Origin of the sequence: Bifidobacterium sp. ESL0800, assembly GCF_029395355.1 — a bacterium.
In the GTDB taxonomy this organism is placed as follows: domain Bacteria; phylum Actinomycetota; class Actinomycetes; order Actinomycetales; family Bifidobacteriaceae; genus Bifidobacterium.
Genome location: NZ_CP113913.1, coordinates 68,459 through 80,695, shown reverse-complemented (window position 1 = coordinate 80,695; position 12,237 = coordinate 68,459). Strand labels below are relative to the sequence as shown.

Below are 12,237 nucleotides of genomic sequence, written 5' to 3'. Positions count from 1 at the left end.
ATTGACAACACTCACGCATGAGTCTGCCCTCGCCTTTTATGTAGAGGACATACCTTAGGTACTACGATAGCCGACAAAATGAACAAACCCTGCGAGTGGAGATTCCACACGCAGGGTCTGCAACAATTTCCGGGATTAAACGGCTACGGTTCTAAACCGCCGCGGCCGTCGCTACCCGCAAAGAAGAAAGAACTACTTGAGTTCGACGGTGCCGCCGGCCTCTTCGATCTCGGACTTGGCCTTCTCGGCGTCGTCCTTCTTGGCCTTCTCGAGGATGGTGGTAGGAGCACCGTCGACGAGCGCCTTGGCGTCAGCCAGACCCTTGCCGGTGATGTTCTTGACGGCCTTGATGACCTGGATCTTCTTGTCGCCGAAGGAGGAGAGCACGACGTCGAACTCGGTCTTCTCTTCAGCGCCATCGCCTGCGCCAGCGGCAGGAGCGGCGGCAACGGCAACGGCCGGAGCGGAGGCTTCGACATCGAACTCGTCCTCAAACTTCTTGACGAAGTCGGAGAGTTCAACCAGGGTCATTTCCTTGAACGCGTCGAGGAGCTCATCGCTTGAGAGCTTAGCCATAATAGGCTTCCTTTCTTTTCCGATGACGGATGTTTATTGGTTCCGTCACCTAAATTTTTGAAATTTTTTAATTATTGACTACTGCAAAACTGCCTGACATTCACACGGCCGCAACCGCGGGAAAAATCAAGCGGCCTTTTCCTGCTTCTCGCGCAGCGCATCGATCGTACGCACGGCCTTGGTAGGCAGAGCGGCGAAGGTGCGAGCGGCCTTGGCCATGGATTCCTTGAGGTCTCCGGCCATTTCGGCAAGCAGCGTATCGCGGGACTTGAGGCTCGCGAGTTTCATGAAGCCTTCGGCGTCGTACATGGTTCCGTCTGCGAAACCACCCTTGATGACGAGGGCCTTGTTTTTCTTGGCGAAGTCACGCAGGATCTTCGCAGCCTCGACGTAATCACCCTTGACGAAAGTGATTGCGGAGGGGCCGGCGAGGACTTCATCGAAGCCTTCGTATCCAGCCTCTTTGGCGGCGATGCGAGCGAGCGTGTTCTTAGCCACTGAGTAGGAAGTATCGCGGCCTAGCTTTTCGCGCAGATCGGAAATCTGCGGAACGGTAAGCCCGCGGTACTCGGTCAGGTAGACCGCGTCGGCGTCACGGAATTGCTCCGTGAGCTCCTCGATCACCTTTGCCTTATCGGGCCTTTTCATGGCGTTCCTTCCTGAGTCGACCATTGATTAAGGAAATCGGAATGCTTCAGCTTTTCGGGCGATATCGCGAATGCGACGAACGCATTCAGCAATAACTGTATCTCTACAAAAAATGCCCTGCGCACAGGCAGAGCAACAATCACGCCATTTTCATGGCTTGTTCCCTTATACAAGGAACGTTCATATCGTTCAACCTATGCTGGCTTGGCGAACCAAACTTCGAGAGACCTTGCAGCCTCTAACCAACAGTCTGTGGTTTACAGATACATACTATACGGAACCCGCCCGACTGCGCGACACGCGCGACGTCAACCCGCTACGAGGATGCGATGAAAATCAGCGACATAGCCCCATTCCGCTGATTTTGCTCGCAACTCAAAATGAGGATGCGATGAAAATCAGGATAATGAGCATAAAATCCTGATTTTCATCGCATCCTCATGGTCAGCGAGCGATCAAAGCACGGCCTGAAGCGCGAAGTCGAGGATGAAGAGGACGGTGACCACCCACATCACCGGGTGGATGTCCTTGATCTCCTTCTTGCAGATCTTCACCAGGCAGTACATGATGAAGCCCGCGGCGATGCCATAGGAGATGGAGTAGGAAAGCGCCATGAACACGGAGGCGAAGAGAGCCGGGATCGCCTCGGCGAGATCGTTCCACTGCACTTCCTTCAAGCTGGAGGCCATCATGCAGCCGACCACGACCAGGGTGCCGGCAGTGGCAGCGGACGGAATCGCGGAGACCAGCGGCGAGAGGAACATCGAGATGAGGAAGCAAGCGGAAACGGTGACCGAAGTCAGGCCGGTGCGACCGCCCGCGGCGATGCCTGCGGAGGACTCGACGTAGGTGGTGACGTTGGAGGTGCCGAACAGGCCGCCGATGGAAGTGGCGATGGAGTCGGCGAAGAGGGCCTTGTCCATCTTGGAGCTGAAGCCCTTGCCGTTGGCCATGTTCCTGATGTCCTCGTCGGAGAAGATGCCGGTCTTGCGCCCTGTGCCCACGAAGGTGCCGATGGTGTCGAAGGTGTCGGACATGGAGAAGGCGAAGATGGTGACGATCACGAGCGGCAGACGGCCGAGGTTGCCGAACAGCGCCGGGAAGCCCTGCGGACTGAAGATCGCGAGGAAGGTGGTGGGTAGCTGGGCGAAGGTGTCAGAGATGGAGACCGCGTGGCTCATGTTGGTGATGCCGAAGGGGATGCCGATAAGCGCGGCGGCGATGATCGCGATCAAGAGCGACCCGCGAACCTTGAGCAGGGTGAGCACGATGGCGATGGCCAGGCCGATGAGGAAGACCCAGAGGGTCGGCGTGTTGAGCGTGGCCAGTCCAGGGGTGGCGTTGATCGGGCCGCCCTTGGCCGCGGCCTTCGGGTCGCCGGGAGTAAAGGAGATGAAGCCGACGTTCAACATGCCGACGTACATCACGAACAGGCCGATGCCGCCGCCGATGGCGTGCTGCAGGGACTCGGGGATGCAGGCGATGACGAGCTTACGGATGGAGGTGACGGTGATCAGGATGTTGATCAGGCCGCACAGGAATGTCATACACAGCGTCTCCTGCCAAGTGAAGCCGAGGCCGGCGCACACCGTGTAGGCGAAGAAGGCGTTGAGACCCATGCTGGCGGACTGGGCGTAGGGAACGTTGGCGAAGAGGCCCATGACGAGCGTGCCGACGATGGAGGCGATGATGGTGGCGAGGAACACGGCGCCCCATGGCATGCCGGTGGTGCTCAGCACTTGCGGATTGACGACGATGATATAGCTCATCGCGAAGAAGGTGGTGATGCCTGCTGTAATTTCAGTGGATACTGTGGTGTGATTTTCTTTAAGATGGAAGAACCTGTCCATCATTCTCTCTTCCTTGGTTTTGCACCGCCAAGTCAGAGCTATAGAGAAAGGGGCGGTCGGCGTTCAAGGCGTTACCACTACAAAACCGACGACTTCACTAGCTGTTGATAGATGAATTGACGATACGGAGGTTGCTGCGACTCGCCCGCGTTCCCGCGGACATCTCGAATATAACACCGGTCCTCCCCTACGTCTGTTCCAGCGTGTCTGATATCTTGTTGACTTAAAAAACTCGATCACCCGAAACGGCCGGAGATGTAGCGCTCGGCCTCTTCGTTTTGCGGGTTGTTGAACATCGTGGTGGTGTCGGCGAAATACTCGAGATGGCCGGGCTTGCCGACGGCCTTCAAGTTGAAGAAGGCGGTGTAATCGGCTACGCGCGCGGCCTGCTGCATGTTGTGGGTGACGATGACGATGGTGTAGTCGCGCTTGAGCTCGTTGATGAGATCTTCGACCGCGAGCGTGGAGATCGGGTCGAGAGCGGAACAGGGCTCGTCCATCAGGAGCACCTGCGGGTGGACGGCGACGGCGCGGGCGATGCACAGGCGCTGCTGTTGGCCGCCGGAAAGCCCGATGCCCGGTTTGTCAAGCCTGTCCTTGACCTCGTTCCACAGATTCGCGCCGCGCAGGGCCCATTCCACGAGCTCGTCAGCGTCGGCTTTTGAAATATGGCGGTTGTTCAAGCGAATACCGGCCAAGACGTTCTCGCGAATGGACATCGTCGGGAACGGATTGGCCTTCTGGAAAACCATGCCGACATCGCGGCGCACGGCCACCGGATCGACCCCCTTGCCATAGAGATCACGCCCGTCGAGCAGCACCTTGCCCTCGACCCGCGCTCCCGGCGTGATCTCGTGCATGCGGTCGAGCGTTCGCAGGACCGTGGATTTGCCGCAGCCGGACGGTCCGATGAACGCGGTGACCTTGTTGGCCTGAATGTTGAGATTGACGTCCTGAACGGCCAGGAAATCGCCGTAGTAGACGTTCAGGTGTTCGACATCGATGCGTTGCCCCATGTTGTCTCGCTTTCATTGTTGATACCTATATCGGAATCTGTGTCACCTTACGTATCGCGCAGTTTCAGACGCCACCGTCCCAAAAGTACGCTTTACCGAATCCAGAATGCACTTTTTGCACGCCAGCGTCAGAAAAGTGCGTTTTGGAACAGCTAACATGCACTTTTTGCACATTACCGTCAGAAAAGTGCGCCGTATCGAGGCCGATGGGCCGCCATACGTGATGAATCGCGCGATGCCGCCTTTCATCGAGATGCCTCCGTGCTGAACAGTCGCTGTACCAGGCGGCCAACGAGATTCAAGACCAGCACAATGACAATCAGCACCAACGCCGCCGCCCAGGAACGCTCGGTAGGAATGGACGCGACGCACCCCGGGCCGGCGCTCGGCGGGCAGGTCACGGACATCTTGCTATATTCCTGATAGACGAAGACCGGCAAGGTAGTCATCTGGCCGGCGAACAGGTTCCAGTTGGTGGTGGCGATGAACCCTGCGGTCATCAGCAGCGGCGCCGTCTCGCCGATGACGCGGGCGATGGCGAGGATGACGCCGGAGACGATGCCGGGTAGTGCGGTGCGCAAGACGACTTTCACGATAGTCCGCGATTTGGTGACGCCAAGCGCGTACGACGCCTCGCGCAGGTCGTCGGGGACGATCCGCAGCATCTCGACGCTGGAATTGACGACGGTGGGGATCATCAGAATCGAAAGCGCCACCGAACCTTCGAACCCGTTGGAAACCCCGGGCCCCATCAGAATTGCGAACAGCGAGAAGGCGAACAGGCCCGCGACAATCGAGGGGATGCCGCTCATCACGTTGACCAGAAGCGTGATGGCCTTGGCGAATCTGCCGCCACGCGCGTATTCGACCAGATAAATCGCGCACATCAGGCCGACCGGCACGGAAATCAGCATCGCGCCAAGCGTGACCTCGAGCGTGCCGATGATCGCGTGTTCGATACCGCCGTGACCCCCGGTTGGTGTCGGCAAGCCGCCGATGACGCCGGACATGTTGAATGTCAGGAAGTTCAGATTGAGCCGTTTGACACCGCGAGCGATGGTGGTCCAGAGCAACGAAATCAGCGGAATCATGGCAATGACAAAAGCGAGGCCGATGATTCCGGCCATGATCCGGCTCTTGAACTCGCGGCGTTTGAGCAGGGCTTCCGATGGCCTGAACTTCGAGAAATCAGGAGTCGGAGGAACGCATTGCGAAGCGACAATTGCATCATCCTCGTTCGTCTTTCCTAAGACTTCAGCATGGCTGCCGCAATTTCCGGAACCCAAGGAACGTTCGGCTTTAGCATAATTGCCGTGATTCCCAGAATGCAGGGAACGTTCGACTTCAGCGGTTGTATCGTTCATCGCGCACCTCCCCTCTTTGTAATACGTCTGGCAAGGAGATTCACCCCGAAGGTGATCACAAACAAGACCAGACCGGTGGCGATCAAGGCGGAGACACCGAGCGAATCGGCCTCGGGATATTGCGCGGCGATGTTGGCGGCGATGGTCTGGCTTTTCGAGGCCTCAAGCCAGTGCCACGAATAGGTCATGCCCGGCGAAAGCACCATCATCACCGCCATCGTCTCCCCCAGCGCGCGTCCGAGTGCGAGCATCGAGGCCGAAACCATGCCCGACCGCGCGAACGGCAGGGCGGTCAGCTTGATCATCTCCCATTTGGTCGCTCCGAGCGCGAGCGCCGCCTCCTGATTGAGCCGCGGGGTAGCAGCGAAAATGTCACGGGTCATCGAGGTGATGATCGGCATGATCATGATGGCCAGAATCACCGCGGCGCTGGCGACGGTGCGCGGCGGGTTCGCGGCGGGTCCCGCAAAGAGCGGAATCCAGCCCAGATGTGTGGAAACCCAAGCCCAGAACGGGTAGGTCGCCGGCACCAGTACCAGCGCGCCCCACAGGCCATAGATGACCGAGGGGATCGCGGCCAGCAGGTCGACGACGTAATTGAGCACCGTTTGGATGCGCTTGCGTGCGTAAAACGTGATGAACAGCGCAACACCGACGGCGACAAAAAAGGCGATCGCCAGCGCCAGCGCCGCAATCACCACCGTACCGAACACCAGAGGCCCGACATATTGCCAGAACCCGTGCGCTTTGCCGCCGCTTAAGGAGGCGAAAACCGCAGCAGTCCGGTCCTGCGGGCCAGCGAAAATCGGCCAGGCACGCAGCAGCAGGAAGAGCACCACAGCGCCCAAAGCCACCAGGATCAAAGCGCCGCAACCGACGGCCAGGGCGTGAAAAACCTTGTCTTGGCTGTGTTTGGACGGTTTGGCATTGCTGAAATCAAGGCCGTCTCGGCGACCGCCTGCACCACCACCGGCCGGAGCGCTTAAAGTCGCGCTGACCTGGCCCGTGGCCGCAGACACCACCTGCCCCACGCTGCTACTTTCAGATATATTCGCCATGCTTTTCCTTACTCGAAGTTTGAAGCGAGCCGAATCGGTTTTGCAATCCTGCAACCAACCGGTTTCCGGAAAAAGTGAATCGTTGGGTCGGATTGTTTCGTCTACCGAATGATCTCGTGATAATCTCGTCCAGTAAGCTATGTATTTGTCTGCTTGATAATATCTTTGGACTAATTGTTAGCTATTTCGATTATTCCGTTATTCAGTTATTCGATTATTCAGATATTCGTATATTCAATTCTTCGTCTACAAGTACCAAACTATTTTGCCTGTATCGTATTGACGGATTTCAAAGCCCTCTGCGTCAACGCTCCCCCAAGAGCGGCCGAGCCGGTGTTGTCCGCAGCCACTTTCTGGCCGCTGTCGCTCAAGACATAACCCAGCCAGTCACGCACGAACAAGCCGGTTTTCGCGTCTTTGTAAGCCGGGCACGCCACTACGTACGAGGAGGAGACCACCGGATAGTCGCCTGCACTATCCGTGGCATAGTCCACGTTCACCACCACGCGTTTGCTCCCCTTGGGCATTGCGCGCAACGGCGAGGCGTTGACGGTTTTCGCAGCGGCATCAGCGGCGGGCGCGACGTAATCGGAACCTACTTTGACGCTGACCGTGCCGAAATTGCCGGCCTTGGCGAGGTCCGCGTAACCGATGGTGCCGTCGGCCTGGCCGATGCTACTGACCACGCCGTCGGTGCCTTTGGCGGCCTGACCGACCTCGTTCGGCCAGTTTTCCTGCGGATCGTGGCCCCAGTCGTTCGGCGCGGCGGCCTTGAGATAGGAAGTGAAATTATTGGTCGTACCGGATTTGTCGGAACGATGGACCACGGTGATCGGCGTGGCAGGCAGGCTCACCTTGGGGTTTTCGGCCTTGATGGCCTCGTCGTTCCACTGGGTGATCTTCCCGTCGAAAATACGCGCGATGACGCCGGCGTCCATATTCAGGTGCTTGCCCTGCCCTGAAATGCCTTTGAGATTGAATACCACCGCAATCGGGGAAACGTAAACGGGAACGTCGAAAGCGCTGCCGGATTTACAGACGCTTTTGGAGAGCTCCACCTGCTCTTCGCTCAACGGGGCGTCGGTCCCCGCCCAAGCGATGGCACCGGTCAAAAACGTGGAGACCCCGGCACCGGAACCGGAAGGGTTATAGGCGATTTTCGCATTGCGGTTTTTGCCTTGGTACGTGGCGATCCACGCTTCCACGGCACCCTGCTGTGAAGAGGCACCGGCGCCATGAAACTCGCCGGAAATGCCGGAATTCTTGCCTTTGGTGGCTCCGGTGGTATCAGCTGGGGTATTGTCACCGCAAGCCGAAAATGCCGCCATCATCGCAAACGAGGAAACAACAGCGATGAGGCGCTTACACGTGGTGCTGTGCATGATGTTGCTCACGGTTTCATTATGACAGATGGTCTGCCGAGGGCCATTAGACACTTGCGTGATGCTTGGTCGGGCTTTTGGCTTTGGTCGCCGACCAATCGAAAGATGGGCCTCCGACCTCGCTTTGAAATCAGAACCGACCTTTTCGCTTTTTGGTAGGGATTTATTGACCGTAATTATTGGCATTATGTTATTTTTATCGTATTACATAACGGCCAAATCATTGGGCCACAGCCGACCAACCATCTGGTACACTACCCGACCTTTTCTTGCCGGAATCCTTCGAATACGGGAAATCCGAGCCTTTGCTTTTCTCATTGGGCGAACAAGGCTCGGAATGATTGACGAACGATTACAGCCTGGTGACGATGTCGACGGCGAGGCGGGCGGCGGTGTCGGCGTATTCGGAAATATCGAATTCCTTGAACTGCTCGTAATCGGTGTCGGCCTCGTCGGAAAGCGCGCGGATGACCAGGGCGGGCACGTCGTTGCGCGCGGCGACATGGGCCACGGCCGCGCCTTCCATCTCCACCGCGTCGGCGTGGGTCTTTTCGGCGACCACGGCCGCGGCTTCGGGGGTGCCGATGAAATTGTTGCCCGAGGCGATGACCCCGGTCATGTGGTGGATGCCCATCTCGTCAAGCGCGGCGTCGGCTACGTCGAGCAGATGCCGGTCGCTGTGGAATTCCTCGGTTTCCGGCTTCCACTGGGCGATCATGCGCATGTCGGAATCGAGGTAGCGCAGCGTGCCGCCGAGCACGATGTCATCGATATGCATCGACTTGTTGAGCGAGCCGGCGATGCCGGAGAAGATGACGGCGTCGGGATGATAGGCGTCGACGAGCGCCTGGGTGGTGGCCGCGGCGTTGACCAGGCCCATGCCGCCCACCGTCGCGGCGACGGTGATTGGCTCGCCGGACTTGGAGGTGAGCGTGCCGACGTTGATATCGAGGCTCGCGGTCTTGTTGTGCTTCACGCCGTCCAGGGACTTGGCGATCAGCGCGACTTCCTCTTCCATGGCTCCGATAATGGCGACAGTCTTCATAGTTCCTCGGTTTCTGTGTTTTTAAGCGACGTTATTTTCGTATAAAGCTGTTTTCAATATATTCAGACACGGATATGACATTGCGGACGGAATTGTGTACCACAAAATGCCATATCCTACTCCGTCACGATTGTACCGTTCAGGCACCGCGGCGGACGTCCACGGCGTTGGCAAGCTCGCGCAGCAGCCGTTGCGTCTCGGGCCAGGCGATGCACTTGTCGGTAATCGACTTGCCATACTCCAGCTGTGAAAGCGGGGCCGCAGGCTGGTTGCCGCCGGCGATAAAGCTCTCCATCATCAGCCCGGTGATATCGGGCTCGCCTACCGCGATGCGTCCGGCCAACTCGCGCGCGACCTCGGCCTGACGAATCTCGTTCTTGCCGGAATTGCCGTGCGAGCAGTCGATGATGAGCCCATGGCAGGCGGCGGAATCCGCCGGCATTTCGCTGCGGATGGAATGCATGGCCTGGTTGACGGAAGCGGTGTCGTAATTGGGGCCGTGCGAAGAACCGCGCAGCACGACATGGCAATCAGGGTTGCCGAGCGTCTCGACGGCGCTGGCGCGGCCGAGGTGGTCGATGCCGAAGAACGTGTGCTGTTGGGTAGCTGTATAGCACCCGTCGATGGCGGCTTTCACCGAGCCGTCGGTCGCGTTTTTGAAGCCGATGGGCATCGATAGGCCACTGGCCAGCTGGCGGTGAATCTGCGACTCGGTGTTGCGCGCGCCGATCACGCCCCAGCTCACCGCGTCCGAAATGTATTGCGGGCTGGTCGGCTCCAGGAATTCCGTGGCCGCGGCCACGCCTTCACCCAGCACGCCGATCAGGGTCTTGCGGGCCAGCAACAGGCCCTTCTTGATGTTGTGACTGCCGTCGAGGTCCGGATCGTTGATCAGACCCTTCCACCCCACCGTGGTGCGCGGCTTTTCGAAGTAGACACGCATGACGATAAGGAGACGGTCGCCGAGCTCGTCCTTCATCTTGGCCAGACGGTGGGCATAATCCAGCGCGGCGGCGGGGTCGTGGACGGAACAGGGGCCGGTGATGACCAGAAGCCTGTCGTCTTTCCCGTACAGGCAATCGCGGATTTCATTGCGGGAACGAACGACCAGATCCGTGGCTTCGTCGCTCAACGGCATGCTGGAAAGCACGTCTGCCGGGGTGGGCAACGGCTCGAGTTCGAAGACGCGGCGGTTGACGATGCGGTTGACCCCGGCCTCGTCCTCCCAGCGTTTGATGCCTTTGACCTTCAGCGGGTTCTCGCCGTTTTTCAGCGCCTTTTCGAAGGCGGCGCGATTTTTGGCGTCGCCGATGCTTTGGTCAGTCTGAGCCTCTGCATTGCAATCAAGTCCGTTACCGTTGTCGGACGTCGACGCGCCCTCAGCGTCGTGTAAAGTCGAACCCATATTCATTCCCCCCACTTATTGATTGCCGGTTAAGCGTTATTCGCGTTCCCGCATCGCACTATAACCACTATCGACGGTGGCATATGCGGTTTCATCATCCCTGACTTCAAGAATAGGCCACACCACAGCCTACGCCTATAAGCCACTCGCCATGATAACGATGCGATGAAAATCAGCGAAAAGCGCTTTAAATCGTGACTATGCTCGCATGTTCAATCGAACAAGCGATGAAAATCAGCAAAACGACGTCAAAACGCTGATTTTCATCGCATCTAAGCCGTCATTCGCCATCGAGCTTGCGACGGGCGGTCACGGCATCAGCGAGAGTGTGCAGCAACTCGCTGGTACGGTCCCAGGAGATGCAGGAATCGGTGATCGAACGGCCGTAGACCAACTGGTCGAGCGGAGCCGGCGACTGGTGGCCACCGCGGATGTTGCTCTCCATCATCACGCCGAAGATGCCGGGCTCGCCCTTGGCCAGACGAGCGGCGATCTCTTCGATGACCTCGGCCTCACGTACCTCGTCCTTGCCGCAGTTGCCGTGGGCGGCGTCGATGACCAGGCCGTGCTCGCTCGGGCCGGTGACCTTCGACTGCTTCAGCGTCTCCAGCGCCTCGGCCACGGACTTGGCGTCGTAATTCGGACCGGAATTCGAGCCACGCAGGACGATATGGCAATCGGGATTGCCCTTGGTTTCCGCGGAAATCACACGTCCGTCGAGGTTGATGGAAAGGAAATGATGCTCACTGGCGACGGCATAACAGGAATCCGCCGCGACCTTCACCGAGCCGTCGGTGGAGTTTTTGAAACCGATGGGCATCGACATGCCGCTGGCCAGCTCGCGATGGACCTGGCTTTCGGTGTTGCGCGCGCCGATGGCGCCCCAGCTGACCATATCGCAGATATATTGCGGGGTGATCGGATCGAGCCATTCGGTGGCGGCGGGCAAACCTTGATTCAGCACGTCGGCGAGCACCTTGCGGGCCAGATCCATGCCCTTGCGAATATTGAATTCGCCGTCGAGGTCGGGGTCGTTGATCAAGCCCTTCCAACCCACCGTGGTACGCGGCTTCTCAAAATAGACGCGCATCACAATCATCAGACGGTCTTTGAGTTCCTCATTGACCTTGGCCAGACGCTGGGCGTAGTCTAACGCCGCCTTAGGGTCGTGAATCGAGCAGGGACCGACGATGACCAGCAGGCGGTCGTCGCGGCCGTGCAGGATATCGCGGATCTCCTGACGGCTTTTCAACACCAGATCGCTCATCGGTTTGGTCAGCGGGGTTTCCTTCAGGAACGCGCGCGGTGCAGGAATGGGGTCAAGCTGGCGGATGTTGACATCCACGGTTTCGGGGTAAACGGCTTCCTCGCTAAATCGCCGTGCGTCCTCAGAACTTCCAGGCCCTCGCATAATCGCCATGATTCCCCTCCTCTTGCTTGATGTAAATATTATTCCGCTGCTGCCTTATGCCGCAACAGGGTGCTTATTATAATCGATTGAACAGTGTAATACCGCCGAATAGTCACTTATTGACTTTGGCTCCGGTCCAACGTACCAGCGCATAAAAAATAATCCCGGCTATCACTGCTTTGACACCAGACGGCACGAGTACATTGGCATCCTCGATGCCGGCAAGCACGCCGATGACATCGATGCCAAACATAATCAGCGCGAAAACAAGCGCCCAAACAATCGGATGATTCAAAAAATAATGTCTCATTGACCTACTCCTTTGTCTGCTCAATGTTAGGCGGCCTCGCGCTATGCGAGCGCTCTCCGAGTATATATAATCGTCAAACAAAAACTTATTCAACGACCTTCGAATGGTTACCTGAGACCGGAAATCTCCGGCCTCAGGCGCGTATTGTCCAGAAACAGCCTACAAGGCTGTT

11 protein-coding genes are annotated in these 12,237 nt (G+C 58.1%); all 11 read right to left on the bottom strand.

Annotated elements, in window-relative coordinates:
* Positions 1-192: 192 nt before the first annotated feature.
* Positions 193-576: a 50S ribosomal protein L7/L12 gene (gene rplL / locus OZX75_RS00275; RefSeq protein ID WP_277146254.1), complete on the bottom strand. Its 384-nt coding sequence runs from the start codon at positions 574-576 to the stop codon at positions 193-195.
* Between the two features lie 126 nt (positions 577-702).
* Positions 703-1,224 carry a 50S ribosomal protein L10 gene (rplJ, locus tag OZX75_RS00270; RefSeq protein WP_277146253.1) on the bottom strand — a complete coding sequence of 174 codons (522 nt, stop codon included), beginning with the start codon at positions 1,222-1,224 and terminating at the stop codon, positions 703-705.
* Between the two features lie 455 nt (positions 1,225-1,679).
* Complete coding sequence (locus OZX75_RS00265) at positions 1,680-3,074, bottom strand: NCS2 family permease (protein ID WP_277147549.1); 1,395 nt, start codon at positions 3,072-3,074, stop codon at positions 1,680-1,682.
* Between the two features lie 236 nt (positions 3,075-3,310).
* A complete protein-coding gene (gene pstB, locus OZX75_RS00260) occupies positions 3,311-4,090 on the bottom strand; it encodes a phosphate ABC transporter ATP-binding protein PstB (RefSeq protein ID WP_277146252.1) in 780 nt (259 codons plus the stop codon).
* Between the two features lie 245 nt (positions 4,091-4,335).
* Positions 4,336-5,454, bottom strand: coding sequence for a phosphate ABC transporter permease PstA (gene pstA, locus OZX75_RS00255; protein WP_277146251.1), 1,119 nt, complete (start codon positions 5,452-5,454; stop codon positions 4,336-4,338).
* Complete coding sequence (gene pstC / locus OZX75_RS00250) at positions 5,451-6,512, bottom strand: phosphate ABC transporter permease subunit PstC (protein WP_277146250.1); 1,062 nt, start codon at positions 6,510-6,512, stop codon at positions 5,451-5,453. Before pstC ends, pstA begins: the two co-directional genes overlap by 4 nt.
* 260 nt (positions 6,513-6,772) lie before the next feature.
* Positions 6,773-7,894 (bottom strand): phosphate ABC transporter substrate-binding protein PstS, encoded by a 1,122-nt coding sequence (gene pstS, locus OZX75_RS00245; protein WP_277147547.1) that lies wholly within the window; start codon positions 7,892-7,894, stop codon positions 6,773-6,775.
* Positions 7,895-8,246: 352 nt separating this feature from the next.
* Positions 8,247-8,939 carry a 5'-methylthioadenosine/S-adenosylhomocysteine nucleosidase gene (mtnN, locus tag OZX75_RS00240; protein WP_277146249.1) on the bottom strand — a complete coding sequence of 231 codons (693 nt, stop codon included), beginning with the start codon at positions 8,937-8,939 and terminating at the stop codon, positions 8,247-8,249.
* Between the two features lie 139 nt (positions 8,940-9,078).
* Positions 9,079-10,350, bottom strand: coding sequence for a 3-deoxy-7-phosphoheptulonate synthase (locus tag OZX75_RS00235; RefSeq protein WP_525930245.1), 1,272 nt, complete (start codon positions 10,348-10,350; stop codon positions 9,079-9,081).
* Positions 10,351-10,624: 274 nt separating this feature from the next.
* Entirely contained in the window at positions 10,625-11,764 is a 1,140-nt protein-coding gene (locus OZX75_RS00230; protein ID WP_277146247.1) for a 3-deoxy-7-phosphoheptulonate synthase, read from the bottom strand.
* A 103-nt stretch (positions 11,765-11,867) separates the two neighbouring features.
* Positions 11,868-12,065, bottom strand: a complete 198-nt coding sequence (locus OZX75_RS00225) for a hypothetical protein (protein WP_277146246.1) — start codon at positions 12,063-12,065, stop codon at positions 11,868-11,870.
* Positions 12,066-12,237 lie beyond the last annotated feature (172 nt).

What these genes read in the sequence shown, in the direction of transcription:
- OZX75_RS00265 (WP_277147549.1), bottom strand. Translation starts at nt 3,074, where the DNA reads ATGGACAGGTTCTTCCATCTTAAAGAAAATCACACCACAGTATCCACT.
- rplL (WP_277146254.1), bottom strand. Translation starts at nt 576, where the DNA reads ATGGCTAAGCTCTCAAGCGATGAGCTCCTCGACGCGTTCAAGGAAATG.
- pstS (WP_277147547.1), bottom strand. Translation starts at nt 7,894, where the DNA reads ATGCACAGCACCACGTGTAAGCGCCTCATCGCTGTTGTTTCCTCGTTT.
- pstB (WP_277146252.1), bottom strand. Translation starts at nt 4,090, where the DNA reads ATGGGGCAACGCATCGATGTCGAACACCTGAACGTCTACTACGGCGAT.
- OZX75_RS00225 (WP_277146246.1), bottom strand. Translation starts at nt 12,065, where the DNA reads ATGAGACATTATTTTTTGAATCATCCGATTGTTTGGGCGCTTGTTTTC.
- pstA (WP_277146251.1), bottom strand. Translation starts at nt 5,454, where the DNA reads ATGAACGATACAACCGCTGAAGTCGAACGTTCCCTGCATTCTGGGAAT.
- OZX75_RS00230 (WP_277146247.1), bottom strand. Translation starts at nt 11,764, where the DNA reads ATGGCGATTATGCGAGGGCCTGGAAGTTCTGAGGACGCACGGCGATTT.
- rplJ (WP_277146253.1), bottom strand. Translation starts at nt 1,224, where the DNA reads ATGAAAAGGCCCGATAAGGCAAAGGTGATCGAGGAGCTCACGGAGCAA.
- pstC (WP_277146250.1), bottom strand. Translation starts at nt 6,512, where the DNA reads ATGGCGAATATATCTGAAAGTAGCAGCGTGGGGCAGGTGGTGTCTGCG.
- OZX75_RS00235 (WP_525930245.1), bottom strand. Translation starts at nt 10,350, where the DNA reads ATGAATATGGGTTCGACTTTACACGACGCTGAGGGCGCGTCGACGTCC.
- mtnN (WP_277146249.1), bottom strand. Translation starts at nt 8,939, where the DNA reads ATGAAGACTGTCGCCATTATCGGAGCCATGGAAGAGGAAGTCGCGCTG.